Below are 18,520 nucleotides of genomic sequence, written 5' to 3'. Positions count from 1 at the left end.
TTATTCGTTGCTCCTCCAAATCTCTAAATTCGAATTCTTTGAATACTAAAAAAACTCTAAACTATAGGGTAACCCTATAGTCAAGAGCGAGATCCTAAGATACAATTTAGCTATTAAATTACTTGGAGGGAAGACTCATGTCGAACGTTTCAAATCAATACTTTACAACCAGCGAACTGGCCAACATGTGCGGAGTGACTAAACATACCCTCTTTCATTACGATGATATCGGACTATTGAAGCCTGAATTTGTAAATTCAAAAGGTTACCGTTATTATTCTTTTCGGCAAACCTACTTGTTAGACATCATTAATGTACTTAAGAAGGCGGGGAGTTCCTTGCAGGAAATCAAAGATTTTCTTCAAAATCAGAATACTCCTCAGCTTATAAATCTTCTTAAACAAAAGCAGCTTGAACTGGATGCGGAATTACTTCGAATCAAACGGATGCAGGGTCTATTAGAAAGCGCTATTCATATGACGGAGACATCAATAGACACACTACGCAACGTTCCATTCATCGAAGAATCTGAGGCGGAATATTTCATTGCAACACCACTGGAGCAAGGAGATGACAAGGATTTCACCATTAAGCTAAGTGAACATCGGGACTATTGTGAAAAACATTCTATCAATCATGAATATCCAATCTGGACGATTACGGGCAAGAACGCTTTTGAGCAGGATAAGATAGCTTGGGAATTTATAGCCAATCGGCTGAATGAGCCGCTTACGGGAGAAAAAGTAATGACCAAATCTAAAGGTTTGTATGCCGGAATGGACCATAGGGGCTCTTACGATACTATATCCGAGACTTGCTCCATCCTGAAAGAGTACATTGTGCGTAATGGAATGAAGATATGCGGAAATGCTTACTCAATGGACCTGCTTAATTATTTCTCAGAAAAAAATCCGGACAGCTACATTATTCGGATCTTGGTTGCAGTATCGGCTTAGGAAACTAATTAATTCTTGCTTAGCTGAACCTCCAGCCGCCAGCGGTCAGTTGATTTACCCGCTACCCGCTTCACTTTGCCCCTGTTGTACGCTTCCTGCACGCTGTCCAGGTAACCGGTCGCCGGTTCAATTGCAAAGGTGTAGTTCCCGAAAGCGCCGTAATGTGCCCAAATCGCCAGATAAGGAATCTCTTCAGGTACAAAGCTGAAGAAAATCGCCGCTCCCGAGGACGGGTCACAGATACCGGCATAACCCGCTTCCAGCGGATTGGTAAAATAATATTTCTCTGCATGTCCACCGGAAGCAGCCTCAAGCGTAGAAAGGTCTGTAATCCCTCCATCTTTTGTTGCCGCTAGAGGATAGCTGGTGATATCAAAAAGTCCGCCGAGCCGTTCCCGATGCGAGTAGGTAAGCTGAATACTTGCTTGGGCCGGCGTAATCAGCTTCATTCCCGGCTGGACCTGAAGCAGCGGATGAGCCGCCCAAAGATAGGAAAACGATTCCGATGCCCGGTTCTCCAGTTCGTAATTGATGTTCAGCCTGTTTCCTTGAAGTGAGATAGTTTTGCTCAGCGTGTACGGAAACTGAACGCCGTCAATTTCCATTCGCAGCTTATCCCCGTCCAGATCATACCGCCAAGGGCGGCTCCATACTTCTCCATGATCAGGGAAGAAAACGTGCTCCCAAGCCTCGTCAGGACAAGGCGAAGGTGTAATTGTCGGGAACATTTCATCCCAGCCTCCCCGGTCACCTTCGTTCCAGTCCATCCCGAGATTCAGCGGCTCCCAGGACCGTTCAGTCCGGTAAATCCATTCCCTGCCGTTTATTTTGTCAAATAATGAAACGATTTTGCTCCCGCGTTGCGGTACAACTGTCACCAATAAGCAGTCATTCTCACCTTTTACACATGTATAGCCTTGATGTGCAAATTCAATCCACACTACGTTCTCCATTTCCATACCTCCAGATCATATAAGAAATCCGGGACAGTCGGCCCCGGATACAATTTGTTATTTGCTCAACTGCAAATGCAGATTTGCGCCGATATGATTGCAGTCCATACGAAGCGCTTCTTTGAATTCAGACTCAGCTGCGCTTTTTTTGCCCAGACCGAGCAAGCCCAAACCTCTCATGAATCGGCAGTGAATTTCATTTTTCTTATTCAAATCCTCATCAAACACCAGGAAGTCCGGAAGCGATACGGCGAAATAGTCGATTTTCACATCATCAAACAGATGCTTTTCCGCGTAATCAACCAGTTTGTTAAATCGGCGTTTAGCCTCATGCGTATCATTTAACTTCAACCAGGCAAGACCCTGGTAGAAGATCATTTCAGGCGGCTGATCGTTATAGAACATCGCGCTGGTCGGTTCCTCCAGACCGTTTGAGGCCATGCGGAACGAAGCTTCTGCTTCTTCCTGCCGTCCCAGTCCCTCGAATGCACAGCCAAGGTAATAATAGATATTGTTTTCCTGAGCGCCGGCCAATTTGCCTTCCCCAAGATTCAGCGGATATACAAGTGCCGTTTGAAGCAGAACCACAGCCTTTTCGAAGCTGCCTTCATAAATATGCTGCTTTGCCAGTTCCACATGTGCCAGTACATATTGCCCAGTTGCTTTACCTTCGCCGCCTTCCCACGGATGAAAATTCCGTGATCCCAGCAGTTGAATCGCTTCGTTATGTTTGCCAAGAAGGTTATGCAGTGTAACATATTCCAGATACAGATCATCGCGGGCACCTACGAGTCCGGTACGGCTCTCCAGAAACTCCAGGCGTTCTCCCGCCGAAAGTCCGATCTTTTTATAGAGCTGATCCAGTTCGAACAGCACCCGGGCATCGCTCGGGTCGCATGCCAGCGCCTTCTCCAGTGAAGTGCGCGCAGCCTCAGCATTACTCTGTTTGTTGTAATACGCCAAAGCCAGATTCCGGTGCACAACCGAATAACTGTCATCGAAGGAACGGGACTGCTCCCAATAGCTTATAGCTTCCTGGTGGCGTTTCTTGTCATACAGAAGATTGCCGAGATAATAGCAGGCTTTGGCATCTTCAGCGTTAACAGAAATCACATATTCAAGTACCTGAAGCTCGAACAAAGTGTTCGGGAAGCAGTAATCCGCTTTAGCTTTTCCTCCGTCAGCAATATAGTTCCGTGCGGTTTCTTCCTGATCTAATTTACCGTACAGATAACCTAGTGTGTAGTTCACCATCGGATTCCGGGAGCTGTTCAGCAAGAGCAGAACATTGGCCGCTTCTTCATATAGTCCGGCATTCGCATAGTCGGAGGAGAGCTCAAGATAGTTATTCGGTTCACCGCGCAGCAGCTTCTGAAGCTGGCTGAGCATCACTGTGAAATCTTCACTTCTTCCCAACGCTTCCCGGATAAGAGCCAGCTCATAATGCGCTCCAAAGTCGGCGACATCCAGTTTCAGCGTTTCTTCCGCAAAGGCTTCGGCTTCGCTGAATCTTCCCAGCTTACGCAGCATCGCTGTTTTAATATTTCTGGATTTGTAGTTCCGCGCGTTGCGAATCAGTGAACGTTCCGCAAGGTCCAGCGCTTCTGCATTATTTCCCTTTTCAGCAGCAATTTGTGCCAGTGAGAAATATCCGCCGTCTTGCCATGCTGCACTCCAGACTGCTTTATAGAAAACGGTGAATGCTTCATCCAGACGTCCTCGCAGCTTTAGGCTAAGTCCGAGCTGGTAATAGGCTTCGCCGTCATATGGATTTGGATTGCGCCAGGTCACCCGCTTAACCGCTTTGCGGAAATGCTGTTCACTCTCGGCAAACAACCCTCTGCGCAACAGCAAGGTACCGTAGGCAATATTAATGCGGCTGTCGTTTTCGTCCCGTTTGAGACCTTCCAGATAATAAGGCTCCGGTTCAAAAGTCGCATGACGGTACTGCTCCAGATGAAGTCCGGCCAAGTACAACTCCTCGTTGGTAGCCAGATCCTGCGGTTCAGGCAGTGGCTTGGCGGCATCCGGCACTTGTTCGATGTCCTTGGGCTGCGGCGCATAAGATACAAGCAGGTTGCCCGCAGCATTTTTAACCGTAAGTGTGAGTTCATGGTCCTGAACACCTGGTGCAAGCTTGACTTCCGCAGAGTAGGTATCCGCCGGGGTGAGTGTAAGCTGTTTGGACAACAAAATACCCTCCGGTCCAGCCAGCTCCACCAATGCATCTTCATAGCGGGCAGTGGTGTACACAAATACGGCTGCAATTCCTTCCTCCTCGTCTACTTCGAGGTTAACCGCCGCTTCGATCGTTGCATTTTTTACAACCCCGATATTTTTGTAAGGCATAAAGAATTGTGTAAAGGTCTTCTCCTCATAAGGCTGCAACCATGTGAAATCCGGCTGATTGTCCGTGAATACTCCTGTCATCAACTCGATGTATGGGCCATCTTCATCCGTTAAGTTGCGGTCCCATGCCTGGCCAAATTCGCCATTCCCCCAGGTCCACTGCTTTTTGCCCGGTGAAATATGATGGTTCGCTACATGCAGAAGTCCGGCCTGTACGGAGTGATCGTATCCGCCCACAAAGTTGTAGTCCGATTTGTAAGCCATGTATGAGGTCGGCACGGGGATATTTTTGTAACGGGAAATATCTACGCCGGAAGAATAGTCCATTTTATAATAGGTTCCTGTTGCTATAGGGAAGCGCGACACGTCTCGTTTACCATGGTCAAAAACTGCGGTCACATCCGGAGGAAATACCGACTGGGTATGATCATTTACAGCAACGGCCGGATTCGCCCACCAGAGGAAGGTTTGCGGCTCCGATGTACGGTTGTACAATTGTGCCGAAATTTCCAGGTACGCTCTGTCCGGGTGAAGCGTAAAGCCTGCCGTCACCTTTGTTCCATACATCCGGTCAATTTCGCTAACCCATACGGTCGCGCTGCCGTCCGCTTTCTCTTCCAGCCGGTATTCTACAGGACCATACGTGTTAGGCCGATGATGCTGCGGCCAGTTGAATTCGATACCGCCGGAAATCCACGGTCCGGCAAGTCCGACAAGCGCCGGCTTGATGACCTGATTGTAATAGACAAAATCATAATTATTCGTGCGATCCACTGCCCGGTAAATGCGCCCGCCCAGTTCAGGCATAATTTCAATATGCAGATACTCATTCTCTAAGACGACGATCTGATAAGGGGCAGGTTTCTTCTCGTCTTCAATTTTTTCAATGACAGGATGCGGGTAAACTCTACCGGAACTTCCCTGATACACTCGTTTTTCCAGAAACATTGGATTTTTATTTGGCTCTCCAACACCGTATGTCGGAATATGAACGGTTTCTTCCCATATTTTTGTTTTGGAGATGGGCTTTGTCAACATAATCACTCCTGTGTGTAAAGTTAACTTAATAACTCAACAATACAGGAATACTATAGTGGTCACAATTCAGGAAGTTCGGAATAAGATGGACAATTTTCTTTTTTTCACTCTATACTGTGTCTGAACAAAACAAAGACAGCGAATTGCCTTTATGAAAATAACGAAGAGTCATACTGGACAAAAATCTCATCACCATGGACTATATACTGGTTTCATTTCAAAGGCGAACAGTCTAAAAGCTACTGTAAACTGCTGTACCCGGCTTCAAAGATCCGTATTATTTCTCACGGCTGTTTCAGAAAATTATCGGTCTCTCTCCTACCGCTTACCGGAGTAAACTTAAAGGCTGGTATCCCGTGCAATTTGTGATAAAAGCCGAAATTGTATTCCTCATCTCCTCTTCAGTCGTGTTCGGATGAATAGCGCAAATTCTTAGTACGGTTCTTCCATTAATCTCTGTCGTGAGCACCGAGGCATACCCGCTTTGTGACATGCCTTGAGAAATCTGCTTGTTGAGAGAATCCAGTTGTCTGTCAGATAATCCAGGTGGTGCATATCGAAAATTTATAATTGCCAGCTGTGCCGGCGATGTGATCTCCCAATGATTATGTTGTTTTATTTCATCTTCAGCCCATTCGGCAAGCCGGAAACCATGGTCAATGGCATCACCGACAGCATCGGTCCCCAACACCTGCATTGTTAGCCACAATTGATAATCCTCGTTATTTCATGGACTACCTTCTTGTCCGCTGTAACTCTGCAGCTCCTCCCGCTTCCGTTTCCGATATTTGGAGGGTGTTTCACCAAAGGTGTCGTGGAACTTGCGCGTAAAATGAATAGTGCAGTCAAACCCAACGTCTGCAGCGATCTCCGCAACCTGCCGCTGTGTGCCGACAAGAAGCTGAGCAGCTCTCTCCAGTCTAAATTTGGTGAGCGTACTCAAAATGGTGTCACCAACTTGCTCCTTAAAGAGATGGGACAGGCGGGAAACCGATAAGCAGCTTTTCTTGGCAAGCTCAGGCAAGCTAATCTTCTGAGCCGGATTTAGCTGCAAATCCCGCAAAATATCGGAGATTCTGGGGTCCATCGAAATGCTATTGTCTTGGTTTCCGTTTAATTGCACATGAACGAGCGCTTCCTCCAGCCCAAGCTCAGACAGCCGGCGGTGAAGGATCGAAGTAACTCCCGGAGGCTCATAACGGGCCATCCGCATCAGGGCTTCCTGAATGGAGCGGCGCGATTCTGCAGACGAGATACGATGAAAAATAAACTTCTGTCCTGATTCCGGCAGCCTCAACCAGGTGCTCCATTGTGGATTCGGGATAAAGTGTGCCCAAATCATCTCCCACTCCGCCCCTTTGGTGCTGTAATGATGGGGCATTCCGGGCAGCAGGATGGCCATATCTCCGGCGGCACAGGAAACGGTCTCCTGACCGAGCTGAATTTGCCCTTCTCCGGAGATTGTGTACATTAACAGCCAGTCTCTGCTTCCCGACGGACGATGTATCGCGTAATCTGCTGCTACGCTATAACGTCCCGCAATCAGAATGCCATAAGAGCGCTCACCATGAATAGCATAATCCATCACTTTTTTAGCCATATTCTATCTACCTCTTTTTATTAACATTGCTTAAACTACTAGAGAAATCAGATTTATCCTTAAAATCCGGCAAGAGAATTAATCGCAAGCAACATATCATAAGAAAGGTAAGGATGCAAGAGTACTGCTTCTCTTTATTTGAAAATCAGGAGAAGCTCAATCTATTATGAGGAGGGCTATACGTAATGACTGCAGTAACTAGACTTGATTTGACTGATACACCTCAGTTCGAAATTTATGAAGGAAAGCTGGGGAGAAATGGTGGCGCAAATCCAAAAGGTGAGACCTTTGGTTTTACGAACTATTACATGACCCGCAACGGCAAGCCTTTTATTCCGGTCGTCGGTGAGTTTCATTTCTCCCGCTTCAGTTATCTCGAGTGGGAGGAAGAGCTGCTAAAAATGAAAGCAGGCGGCGTCCATGTTGTGGCGACATATATCTTCTGGAATTATCATGAGGAAGAAGAAGGCATATTTGATTGGAGCGGCAGCCGCAATTTGCGGCACTTTATTGATCTTTGTGCAAAGCTCGAATACCCGCTGATTCTGCGTATTGGTCCTTTCTGCCACGGAGAGGTCAGAAACGGCGGTATACCAGATTGGGTATTTGCCAAGCCGCTCGAAATTCGCTCAAACGATCCGGCCTATTTAGAACTGTCAAGAAAGCTATACCGTGAAATTTCCAAACAAATTAAAGGAACAATGTATCAGGAGGGCGGCCCTGTTATTGCTGTCCAATTGGAAAATGAATATATGCATTGCAGCGCTCCTAATGAGGCTTGGGGCTATACATCCGGCAAGTTTATGACTTCCGGTACAGAAGGTACGGCGCATCTGGCTGAACTTCGCCGGATTGCTGAAGAAGCCGGAATTCATCCATTGTTCTTTACGGTTACAGCCTGGGGTGGAGCAGCCATTCCAAAAGACGATTTCCTGCCGATGCTTGCCGGCTATGCCTACACCTCCTGGCTTCCGGATCAGCCGGCAAGCCGCGAATATCTATACCGTGATTTACATGCTGTCCCTATGGAGCCGGTGGATTTCGATACCCGCGAATATCCTGTCGCTTATTGTGAAATGGCTGGAGGTATGCAGGTTAGTTACAAAGCCCGTCCGTTTGTTCCTGCCGAGAGCGTCGAGGCTATGACTCTGGTCAAACTCGCCAGCGGCAGCAATATGCTTGGCTACTATATGTACCATGGCGGCTCCAATCCAATCGGAAAGAAAACATACATGAACGAGCAATTTCTTCCGAAAATCACATATGACTACCAGGCGCCGCTCGGAGAATTTGGCCGCATCGGAGAATCTTATGATCGTATCCGCTCTCTTTCACTATTTATGGAGACATTTGGGGACATTCTCGCCCCAATGTCCACTGTATTACCTGAAGGGCAAGCAGAGCTTGATGTCCTGGATACCGAGACGCTGCGCTGGTGCGTCAGACAACAAGGCGGAAGCGGATTTGTATTCCTGAACAATTTTCAGGACAGTGTGGATATGCCGGATCGCAGCTTCCGGATTGAGCTGGACACCGCCCGCGGAAAGGTTTCTTTCCCTCATGAAGGAGAGGCTGTTTTGACCAGCGGCACAGGTGCCGTGCTTCCATTCCAGCTTAATCTTCACGGTGTATCGCTGGTCAGCGCCACGGCTCAACTGCTGACGGAGGTCTCGACAGATGAGGAGCATGTTGTCTTCTTCTATGCTCATGACGGTCTTACTCCGGAATATGTTGTGGCGAAATCTTCTATCACCGGTATGACAACAGTCGACGGCCAGATTCAAGACAACGATCAGGTGTATGTCATTCATCCTGCTGCGGGCAAAAATAACGGTGTTATATTCCGTACAGCTGAGGGCAAGCAAATCCGCTTCGTTACGCTGACCCGTCAACAAGCGCTGCAAACATACCGGTTTGACCTGTGGGGCCGGCAGATTATAGCGGTCAGCGATTGTCCATTGACCATCCAGAACGATCAACTGGTATGCACTTCTCTGGGAATCCGTTCATTCAGCGTCTCCCTCTTCCCCGCTCCAGTACAGGAGCTGCGCTCTACTTCTGGTCAGCTAGAGCCTGCTCAGCAGGAAGGTGTGTTTAGCACGTATTCCTTGCAGCTTCCGGAATATACACCGGAAATTAACGTAGTGAAGCCTGCAGACAAAACGGCTGTCATTGATATTTCCGCCGCTTGGCCGTCCCACGTAGACGATGTATGGCTAGAAATTGATTATGACGGCGATGTTGCTGAAGCTTTTCTGGGAGACAAGCTACTGACGGATAATATCCATTTCGGCCAAACCTGGAGTATCGGACTGAAATCCTCCTACAATCAGTTGGAAAAAGATAAGCTTCATATTTCCATCACTCCGCTGCGCAAGGGCACCGTCCATACGTATATCAATCAGGCGCAAATTGAAGTGTTTGAAGGCGTTGAAATCGCTGTGTTCCACCGTATAGAAGCAATTCCTCAATACCGCGTGGCGCTATCGGCTTGGAAGAAATAATAGTGCCTCTTTAATTAAGTGCCCCAGAACCGGTTCATACCACCGCTAGGCCAAAATAAAGGCTGTCTCATTCGTAGAAAACTCTACTTGCCCTTTTTCGTGGTAAATCATTGAGTCATCGTTTTTAACATATTCATGATCTCTTCAATTACAATTTCCGGTTCATCGTGATGAATGTAATGTCCGCTGCCGCCTGCAATTCTCAGCTTGCTAGAGGTTGATAAACGCCGGAACTCTGATTGCAGCTTTTGTTCAATTTTCAAAATTCCCCATCCAGGCCACTCCCCCTCATCTCCATCCGGCAGACCTCTAGTTATGATGGAAAGAGGAATGTCGGTTTGACGGGAATGATCGACTATTTGCCTATAGCTCATTACCTTATCTATCTTTTCAAGATTCAACATAGGATTTAGATAATATTCTCTATTCTCCTCAGCGAGCTTAGCCGGCAATATCCTATCATACGCGAGCTCCTTATATTCTGGAGCAGCATCAACCAGAACTATTCCGGAAATGAATTGTGAATAAAGACTTGAATACAACCTGGCGACTAATCCGCCAAATGAATGCCCCACCAAAATATAGGGCAGCTCTATCTTAAGCGCCTGTATAAGTTCAAAAAGCTCCTCAACCAGATCCTTGCAGGTCCTCGGAACAGATGTTTTTTCGCTCCTCCCCACGCCAGCCCTGTCATATGAAACGGTTGACGTTACCAACGAGACCCGGTCCTGAACCGCACTCCATGTTTCACAACTATCGCCTAATCCAGCAATGAAGATTACGCTCGGAGTACCTTTCTTCGAATATTTGCTATATACTCTGCAGTTGTTTCGAATGTAGAAGCTCTCCTGGTAATCCACTTCGAATCCAGAATCACTCATCCTCTTCCCATCCCCTACAGTTGTCTAAACTAAGTATCTTTGTTTTCAATGGAATGCTCCAAGCAATACATTAATTGATATAGGGAAGCAAGATAAGTTTTTTTGAAATCAGGAGGAGCATATATAGAGCCTGATAACTTAATGGCTTCTATTTGCAGTTCACTTAATATAGTCATAGGATATAAGCCGAAAGCCAGTGTAAAAGCAGCATACATAAAGTTCGTAATACTGTCAGCGCTTGCTTTTGGGAAAAGCTGGCTTACCAGGTGTATTATCGTGGAATTAATCTCTATGGAGCTTTTCTCAAATTCAGCCAGTGCTTCCACGGAAACGTTTTTTTCAATTGTTGTATAAAGAATAGCATGCAATTTAATTAGACGTTCATGCTCAATTAATGTATCCGTCCAAATTTCTCCGATCTCATGAATGGAATACAGCTTGTTAATCTGAAAAGAGTTACTTAGCCTTGAGATCCAGGACCTCAGATCCTTATTCAAAATGAGCAGAAGAATTTCTTCTTTAGTCTTGAAATACTTGTAAATATTAGGTCTCGTAAATTTTGTATACTCTGAAATTTTGCTGAAATTTAATCCTTCATACCCTTCAGAGTCGTAAATCATGGAAGCTGCTTTAACGATTTCTTGAATTCTGTCTTGAATCTGGTCTTCAGATCTTGCCCGTTGAAAATTCATATTCAAACCCCTCGATCAGAGATTTACAAAAAATTATCACTCCCCCTAATTATAGACGATCAACATTTAGTTTTCACTCTGAATGAATTATATTCCATGAAAAAATGACGGGATCGTTTAACGATCCCGTCATTTTTTCACATTATGATTGCTGCTTTAGCCTTGCAATGGTCTTGTGTCGATAATGATAAAGTTTGCAGTACGCTCCTTAAATAACCATGTATTATCTTGACGTACATACACATCATCAAATCTGACACTATAGTCAGAGATCACTTCTTTGCCGTCTTCATCTCTCACCATTTTAAGCTGGGAGAACGCAACACCTGTTGCTGTATCGCCATCTACTTTTACAACATGTTGTCCGTTAAGGGAAAAATAACGTTTGACAAGAGAAGCGTGACCATTGAACTCCTCTTCCAGTATTTTTCTATCCGCAATATCGGACACCAGCTGGTCGCCAAAGTAAACCTTATACCGGCCATCAGGCGTGAACAAATGCACTTGCTCTGAGATTTTTTTCTCATCCGTCAGGTTTGAAAAAGCATCCACCAATTCCCTTAATTCTTGTTTAGCCTGTAAAAGTTCCGATGACATAAATTTATCCTCCTTTAAAATAATTAACTTGATGTAACTTATTATATTTAATAAATTACATATTGTCAATTATATTCGGATTAAATTTTTTAGAACACTACAGTTTCAGGAGTAACACCTTTTGGATACTCTTCTTCCCATACCTTTTTGTCTACATAAGCTTGGTACCACATGTCCGCAATCACATCCGGATCATCGAATGTACCGGTACCTCGCTCCTTAATAAATAAACCTAAAGACCGGTGGCCAACGAAAATGCCTTTGGCAGAAAGCTCAGCATGAAGATTAACAATATAATTGCGCAAACCAGATAATGCGATACCTATATTCCCCATCATTGGAACAGGATAAATTGCAGATAAGCCTGTGGTAAACAGCAAGGAACCCTCCTTCTTAGCTAGCATATCCGGCAGAACGGTATTGACAACATGGATGGCGCTGACGACATAGGCTTCGAATAAGTCCCTTGCATTCTCCACCGTTAAATCCAAAACAGAAGTTGGAGGGAAATTTCCAGGCGTAGGACTGAATTCCAGCACATCAATCCGGCCATACTTTTCTTTGATTCCTTCAATTGCTTTCTCAATTTGTTCTTTACTGTAAATATCAGTTGCAAAGTAAGCTGCCTCTATACCGAGATCCTTTAGCTCGTCTACCATTTCTTGAAGCTTTCCTGCATTTCGTGCAACTAAAGCGACTTGGAAGTCTTCTTTGCCAAAACGTTTGGCCAGGGACAATCCCAAGCCTTTCCCTGCTCCAATTATTACTAAGGTTTTCATAGGTTTTTCTCCTTATTTGAAATTTTATTGCGCTTGACGGTTCTAATTGTAGAATTTAGACTTAAACCATACAATGGTCGATAATAATCAATGTGGTGATTAATTATCAAATACGTTAATTGTGATTATTATTTTTACAGATAAGGAGGGTCTAATTGGGAAAGGATAAATTAGATTTGCGTGTTCTAAAAACCAGGAAAGCTATTAAAGAAGCCTTCTTGAGATTAGTTCAAACTAAAGGCTATGAACGGATAACCGTACAAGACATTGCCGACGAAGCAATGATTAACCGGAACACTTTTTATTTACATTATGTAGATAAGCCTGATCTGATGGAGAAGTTATGTCAGGAAAGTGTTGAGAGGCTAAATGTTTGCTTAGACCTGGAAGTTAAACAAATTCATGAAATGGATAAAAAGATGTTTAGCTCTATATTAAGAAACATGTTTGATGTTATCGAAGCCGACATTATTTTCTTTAGAACAATGCTTAACGGTCAACCCAACTTCTCTATCCAATTAAAAGAAGCCTTAAGAAATATCATTCTTTCCGGTGTTAGCGGGGATCAGCGTTACAATCGCAAGATAAAAATTGGTATTGAGTATATAGTTTCAGGATTAGCAGGCGTGATTTGCCTCTGGGTTGTTGATCCTGAACATAATTTCGTTGATGAGGTCATCGAACAATTAAGCGAAATTCATTTTAAAAACGTGCTGGACTTATTAACAAATATCTAGCAATTAGATAAAAAGAACGACACCAAAGCGGTGACGTTCTTTTCCTCAAAAACATATTTTTCTATTGTTTAGCTTATTTCCACAATTTCATGCGTGCCTGATACTTCTCGTTGATGATGGATTCCAGCTTGGGCATACCGATGGTGTCCATTTCCTTAATCATATTGTCGTACAGGGAGACGGATTCGTTTTCCGTTTTGGCCATAATGATTTTGGCAATGCTGCTTTTCTTAATATCCTCATATTTCTGGGCAATCAGCGCTTCCGGTGTGCCGGCATCCGGTCCCAGGTTCTCGTATTCGGATGTATCCCAGACACTGTCCGCAAGAGCTGCTGAAGCATGCAGATTTCTGACATCGCGTTTATATTTGGAGGCCATATCAAATGGCGTTCCGTCACTGCCGCTGCCGTTGTTAATGAACCAGGTGTATCTTCTGATCCCTGTAGCTTCTACAGTCTTGTCCCACTCACTTTGGAATTTCTCTACAATATCACCAATAGGTGTGTGTTTACCATCTTTCAGTTCCCAATCCTTGCCCTCCACGCCCCACATCAGCAGATATTGCCCTTCTTCACTCGCCAGATAGTCGAAGAACTTAATCGTCCGCACGGGGTCAGGATTGCTTTTGGTAATCCCAATGGCATCCCAGCCGAGCGAGCTTCTTCCTCCGTAAGTGGTCTTATCCGCGTCTACACCCGGTGCAACCACTTTGTAGGCGAATAGTTGGCGGTCCTCATTATCTGTGCCGTCGCTGTTTTTGCGCAAGATAGAGTTCGGTGTATCCAGCTCCCAATAGGAGCCTTCCGTCGAGAACACATTGCCGTTGGACACCTTCTGCTTCCAGGTCTCTTTCTTGTTGACCACAAATTCAGGATCTACCAGCCCTTCACGGTACAGCTTGTTCATGTAGGCCAGCATTGCCTTGAACTGCGGATCACGAACATCTTCCTTCAAAGTACCGTTGTCATCATAATAGGTCTTCATCCCGAACATACCTTTGAATGTGGACAGCAGAGTGTTGTAATTGCTGTAATCCCATGTGGCTCCAAAAGTGGCCTTGCTGTCGATGCTTGGATACTTCTCTTTGAATTTTTTCAAAAGGGTAAAGTATTCCTCCGAAGTGAACGGGGCAGCCGGATTCTCGGCCCGTTCATTCTCACCCAGCTCAATTAGCAGATCCTTGCGGATTTGAATGCCGGTCACCGGCTCTTTCTCCAGCGAGTACCAGTTGTTCAGATAATAGGTTTTGCCGTCCGCACTTCTTGATTTGTTGATGGTGTCCCCGTACATCTTCTTAATATTCGGGCCATACTTCTCAATCAGGTCATCCAGAGGAATCAGCGCCTCGGCGGCAATATATTTATTGATAAGGTCGTCGGTCCGCGAGATCAGCACAATGTCGGGAAAATCGTTGCTGGCCAGCATCAGGTTCAGCTTCTCTTCAGCGTTGCCGGTGGTCGGCACCATTTCGATGGTGACACCTGTCTTCTTGGTGATCTCCTGCGCTACCGGCGTAGTGAACGCCTGATCGAAGTTTTTGTCAAAAAACTTCAAGGTGATCGGAGTTGAACTGCTGCTCTCGGCATTGGCATTCACATCTGTGGTTGCCGCCGAATTGTTCCCGCCCCCGCAGCCTGCCAGCAGTGTGGCCGCAACGCTCAATGTCAGACCCAGCACAACCGGTTTGCTCACTTGCTTCATGATTAATTCCCCCATTTGTTTGAATTCTATGGTTACATTTTAACGGAACCCAATGTCATGCCTTCGGCAAAAAAGCGCTGCACCAAAGGATATATCAGCAAGATCGGCAAGGTGGCAATAATCGTAATCGCCATGCGGATGCTTTGTGGTGAGATCGCCTGACGGATCGAAGCATTCGCTCCGCTGGTCATCTGGCTCGTATCCGCCTGATTGAGAATCTGCACCAGCTTCGCCTGCAGCGTCTTCAGGTCAATACTGCTGGTAAAGGCATAGGAATCGAACCATGCGTTCCATTGGTCAATCGCCAGGAACATCCCCACGGTAGCCAGCACCGGCAGACAGAGCGGCAGATATACTTTGAAGAAGATTTGCAGGTCGTTCGCCCCGTCAATCTTCGCCGATTCTTCCAGCTCCTGAGGTAGCTCGCTGATAAACGTGCGGACAATAATCATATAGAATACATTGACCAGGTTGGGAAGAATAAATACCCAGAACGTATCCAGCAGGCCCAGCGATTTCAGTACCATGTAATAAGGAATCAGGCCGCCTGAGAAATACATGGTGAACAGGAAGATGAAGGTCAGCGTTTTGCCGCCAAGGATATCCTTCCGGGACAGGACATAAGCCAGCATTGTAATGGTAAATAAAGAGAGTGGTACACCAACTATTGTTCGAGTAATGGTTATGCGAAGGGCACTCCATATCTGTGAATCGCCAAGCACTGTCCTGTAGCTCTCCAGGCTGAATTGTCTCGGCCAGAAGGAGATGCCCCCCCGCACGGAATCCGTCGCATCATTCAGCGAAATCGCCAGAATGTTCAGGAACGGCAGAAAGGTAACACAGAATACGGCCAATAATATACAGTACACAATTCCTTTAAAAATCAAATCATCCCTATAGGACGCTCGTCTCAAGCTGCTCACTCCTTTTCACATACGTTCTAGAATAACGCCCTCTTAAAGACCTTGTTGATCGTGGTCAGCAGCAGAATGGAAACTACCGATTTGAACAACCCCACTGCTGCTGCATAGGAGAACATCCCTTGGCTCAGCCCGTAACGGTACGTGTAGGTATCGATAACATCGGCAGTGGCCATAATGGATTCGTTCTGCATCAGATAATATTGGTCAAATCCGGTATTCATTACGTTGGCAACGGCCAGAATAAGCAGAATAATGGCCGTTGGCTTCAGGCTGGGCAGGGTGATATGCAGCATTTGCTTCCATTTCGTCGCCCCGTCCACCGTGGAGGCCTCATACTGCTCAGGGTTAATCCCGGCGATGGCGGCCAGATAGATGATGGAATTATAGCCCATGGACTTCCACGTGTTAGCGCTTGCGACAATGCTCCAGAAATAATTTTTCTCCTGAAAAAATAGAATGCTCTGGTCAATCAGCCCCAGGCTTTTCAGCATGCCGTTGACCATGCCGTCCGAGGACAGCAGCGTAATGAAGATATTAGCGGCTATGACCCAGGAGACGAAGTAAGGCAGATAGGCTACAGATTGCACCGTCTTCTTCACAAACCTGTTCTTCACTTCATTCAGTGCCAATGCGATAATGATCGGGGCCGGAAAGCTGATCAGGATCGTCATCACGCTGGAGAGCAGCGTATTGCGCAGCAGACGGAAGAAATCACCGCTGTTGTAGAAATACTCGAACCAGTCAAACCCTACAAATTTACTGGTGAAAAATTGTGTCCAGAATTCTCCGCCCGGCTGATAATTAACAAAAGCCATATAAAGCCCGAACATGGGCGCATAGGCAAATGCGATGACCCAGAACAGGGCCGGGATCAGCATCAGGTATAAATATTTTGCCGATTTCAGACGGCGCCAAGTCTCTCCTTTGGCCCGCTTATTCTTGGTGATTGGTGATGAAGCCAGCTCCATTCCCATGTGTTCAACCCTTCCTTTCCCGCTTATCATGCTCTAATCTTTGCCGTACACCGGCTACAGTAAAATTATAAAAGCGCTATCACCGGACGATCTATACAATAATCGAATGATTGATACCGCAAAACACCTCAGTTCCCGGCTCGCCGTTTCAATATTCACCGAAACATAACATGATCCGCCGAATCTGCTTCGCCCTTGATTGTTCAATTCCGGGATAGGGCCTAAAATAGAAAGACGCAAGGGGGGTATCCTATGTATTCACTTCTGCTCGTAGAAGATGAACGAATTGAAATGGATCTGCTGGAGCATTATGTGCAGTGGGAGGAAATGAATATCCGTGTGGTGGGCACGGCCAAGAACGGGAAAGAAGCTCTAATGAAGCTGGAATCCCTGATGCCCGATATTGTACTGACCGATGTCCGGATGCCGATTATGGACGGGCTGGAATTTGCACGCCAGGCGAGGCAATGGATCAAGGACATCAAGATTGTGTTCCTGAGCGGACATAATGAATTTCAATATATTAAAGAGGCGTTGTCCGTAGAAGCTGCGGGCTATCTGCTGAAGCCTGTAGATATGGAAGAGCTGCGCGGTGTGATAGAGACGGTCAAGAAGAAGTGCGACGAAGATGATATGATCCGCCGCAATCTGGATACCGCCAAGGAACGGCTTATGGCCAAATGGCTGATGGAAAATGATGAAAACATGCGGAGGCATTGGGCGGACCAGCTGAGTAGGCTGTCCCTCCCTCTTCCGCCCCGTGCTGCTTATACAGTGGTGTACCTCACCCTTGATCCGGTGTATGGAAGTGAAGGCGAGCTGCGTTACCCAAGAGCTCCGCTGATTGCAGCTCTGCATTCCATGGTGGCCGGGGATTTCGGCTACACCATGGGGGCTGAGCTGGAAGAAGGCGCCATTGGACTGGTACTGATGTCACAAGAATCGACTTCTGCAGGGGCAGACAAGATTTACTGGGAGCAGGTGCTGCGCAGCTTGACCAGTTCCTACGAGGGCTGTCATCTGACGTTGGCGTTATCGGACGAAGGCAGTGGCGCAGATGAATTGCCCGGGCTCTACAAGCAGGCCAGAGCACGCAATGAATGGAAGTTCCATCTGGGAACGGGCAGGGTAATTACCGCTGAGGATGCTTATGAGAGTAAGGATTCGGAGCTGAAGCCCGAGGGTTATGCCGCAGAGCTGTGCCGGGCACTGACGCTGGCCGACGAGACCACGGTAACGACGGTCGTTGCCGAGTGTCTGGACAGGCTAAGACAAGAACGGGTCCGTAAAAGCGGAGTCATCTCCCACCTGCTTGGTTTACTGGGTGAGGTAGAGCATGAGTTCTCGGCGCTGCTCGTGAATACATCCGGCAGCATGCTGGTTATGAATCACTGGGAACGGCTGTCCCGGCTTCCTTCTATCGCTGATCTGGAGCAGTATGTGCTGGAGGTATGCCGCCAGATTCTTGCGGTCCTAATGAGCAGAACAGACACACCGGCCCAGAAGCTGCTGCACACGATTAACGAATTGATCCAGCAGCGCTATACTACCGTACTGACCGTAGAAGAGATCGCCCGGGAAGTCTACCTGTCGCCCAACTATGTGCGCACGCTCTATAAAGAAGCCACCGGAGAGACGATTCTGGAAGCGATTACCCGCGTCCGGATGCAGCGGGCTACAGAGCTGCTGGCTGACAAGGGCCTGAAGATTCATGAGATTTCACGTTCGGTGGGCTACGAGAATGTATCCTACTTCTGCTCTGTGTTTCTGAAGCATAAGGGCTGCACGCCAAATGAGTACCGCAAAAAAATGCTATGGTAAAGCTGGTGAACCGT

Annotated in this window: 15 protein-coding genes and 1 pseudogene; 5 read left to right on the top strand and 11 right to left on the bottom strand. The window is 46.6% G+C overall.

The genetic code is table 11. The features are described from left to right. Positions 1-137 precede the first annotated feature (137 nt). Positions 138-956 (top strand): MerR family transcriptional regulator, encoded by an 819-nt coding sequence (locus AC0LWN_RS14410; RefSeq protein WP_474666382.1) that lies wholly within the window; start codon positions 138-140, stop codon positions 954-956. A gap of 8 nt (positions 957-964) precedes the next feature. On the opposite strand, the gene AC0LWN_RS14405 is transcribed toward AC0LWN_RS14410, so the two are convergent. Beyond that, positions 965-1,909, bottom strand: a complete 945-nt coding sequence (locus tag AC0LWN_RS14405; RefSeq protein WP_474666380.1) for a DUF4432 family protein — start codon at positions 1,907-1,909, stop codon at positions 965-967. A 57-nt stretch (positions 1,910-1,966) separates the two neighbouring features. Further along, on the bottom strand, positions 1,967-5,296 hold the full coding sequence (locus tag AC0LWN_RS14400) for a DUF5107 domain-containing protein (RefSeq protein WP_474666378.1): 3,330 nt from the start codon (positions 5,294-5,296) through the stop codon (positions 1,967-1,969). Between the two features lie 260 nt (positions 5,297-5,556). Here AC0LWN_RS14400 and AC0LWN_RS14395 point away from each other — a divergent pair. Beyond that, positions 5,557-5,643: pseudogene (locus AC0LWN_RS14395) on the top strand (AraC family transcriptional regulator); the annotation flags it as partial. On the opposite strand, the gene AC0LWN_RS14390 reads toward AC0LWN_RS14395, so the two are convergent. Both AC0LWN_RS14390 and AC0LWN_RS14385 read right to left on the bottom strand, forming a co-directional pair. After that, complete coding sequence (locus AC0LWN_RS14390; protein WP_474666376.1) at positions 5,622-6,005, bottom strand: hypothetical protein; 384 nt, start codon at positions 6,003-6,005, stop codon at positions 5,622-5,624. The pseudogene AC0LWN_RS14395 and the gene AC0LWN_RS14390 overlap by 22 nt on opposite strands. 18 nt (positions 6,006-6,023) lie before the next feature. Next, positions 6,024-6,896: a helix-turn-helix domain-containing protein gene (locus tag AC0LWN_RS14385; RefSeq protein WP_474666374.1), complete on the bottom strand. Its 873-nt coding sequence runs from the start codon at positions 6,894-6,896 to the stop codon at positions 6,024-6,026. Positions 6,897-7,081: 185 nt separating this feature from the next. Between AC0LWN_RS14385 and AC0LWN_RS14380 the strand changes: the two genes are divergently transcribed. Beyond that, entirely contained in the window at positions 7,082-9,400 is a 2,319-nt protein-coding gene (locus AC0LWN_RS14380) for a beta-galactosidase (RefSeq protein WP_474666372.1), read from the top strand. Between the two features lie 107 nt (positions 9,401-9,507). Here AC0LWN_RS14380 and AC0LWN_RS14375 read toward each other — a convergent pair whose 3' ends face one another. From AC0LWN_RS14375 to AC0LWN_RS14360, 4 genes are all read right to left on the bottom strand, one after another. Then, positions 9,508-10,281 (bottom strand): alpha/beta fold hydrolase, encoded by a 774-nt coding sequence (locus AC0LWN_RS14375; RefSeq protein WP_474666370.1) that lies wholly within the window; start codon positions 10,279-10,281, stop codon positions 9,508-9,510. A gap of 29 nt (positions 10,282-10,310) precedes the next feature. Next, positions 10,311-10,973, bottom strand: coding sequence for a TetR/AcrR family transcriptional regulator (locus AC0LWN_RS14370; RefSeq protein ID WP_474666368.1), 663 nt, complete (start codon positions 10,971-10,973; stop codon positions 10,311-10,313). A gap of 156 nt (positions 10,974-11,129) precedes the next feature. Continuing rightward, positions 11,130-11,570 carry a nuclear transport factor 2 family protein gene (locus AC0LWN_RS14365; protein WP_474666366.1) on the bottom strand — a complete coding sequence of 147 codons (441 nt, stop codon included), beginning with the start codon at positions 11,568-11,570 and terminating at the stop codon, positions 11,130-11,132. Between the two features lie 89 nt (positions 11,571-11,659). Beyond that, positions 11,660-12,349: an SDR family NAD(P)-dependent oxidoreductase gene (locus AC0LWN_RS14360; RefSeq protein WP_474666364.1), complete on the bottom strand. Its 690-nt coding sequence runs from the start codon at positions 12,347-12,349 to the stop codon at positions 11,660-11,662. Positions 12,350-12,504: 155 nt separating this feature from the next. Here AC0LWN_RS14360 and AC0LWN_RS14355 point away from each other — a divergent pair, with 155 nt between their 5' ends. Beyond that, a complete protein-coding gene (locus AC0LWN_RS14355) occupies positions 12,505-13,086 on the top strand; it encodes a TetR/AcrR family transcriptional regulator (RefSeq protein ID WP_474666362.1) in 582 nt (193 codons plus the stop codon). 73 nt (positions 13,087-13,159) lie between these two features. Here the strand turns inward: AC0LWN_RS14355 and AC0LWN_RS14350 are convergent, their stop codons facing one another. From AC0LWN_RS14350 to AC0LWN_RS14340, 3 genes are read right to left on the bottom strand one after another with little or no spacing between them, the layout of a single operon-like run. After that, a complete protein-coding gene (locus tag AC0LWN_RS14350; protein WP_474666360.1) occupies positions 13,160-14,788 on the bottom strand; it encodes an extracellular solute-binding protein in 1,629 nt (542 codons plus the stop codon). A 32-nt stretch (positions 14,789-14,820) separates the two neighbouring features. After that, positions 14,821-15,702 (bottom strand): carbohydrate ABC transporter permease, encoded by an 882-nt coding sequence (locus AC0LWN_RS14345; protein WP_474666358.1) that lies wholly within the window; start codon positions 15,700-15,702, stop codon positions 14,821-14,823. A gap of 26 nt (positions 15,703-15,728) precedes the next feature. Then, the gene (locus AC0LWN_RS14340) at positions 15,729-16,685 is read right to left on the bottom strand and encodes an ABC transporter permease (protein WP_474666356.1); all 957 of its coding nucleotides are present in this window, start codon (positions 16,683-16,685) and stop codon (positions 15,729-15,731) included. 252 nt (positions 16,686-16,937) lie between these two features. Between AC0LWN_RS14340 and AC0LWN_RS14335 the strand changes: the two genes are divergently transcribed. After that, positions 16,938-18,506 (top strand): response regulator transcription factor, encoded by a 1,569-nt coding sequence (locus AC0LWN_RS14335; protein ID WP_474666353.1) that lies wholly within the window; start codon positions 16,938-16,940, stop codon positions 18,504-18,506. Positions 18,507-18,520 lie beyond the last annotated feature (14 nt).

This window comes from Paenibacillus sp. sgz302115, assembly GCF_056120445.1.
This window is presented reverse-complemented; position numbering and strand designations above follow the sequence as displayed.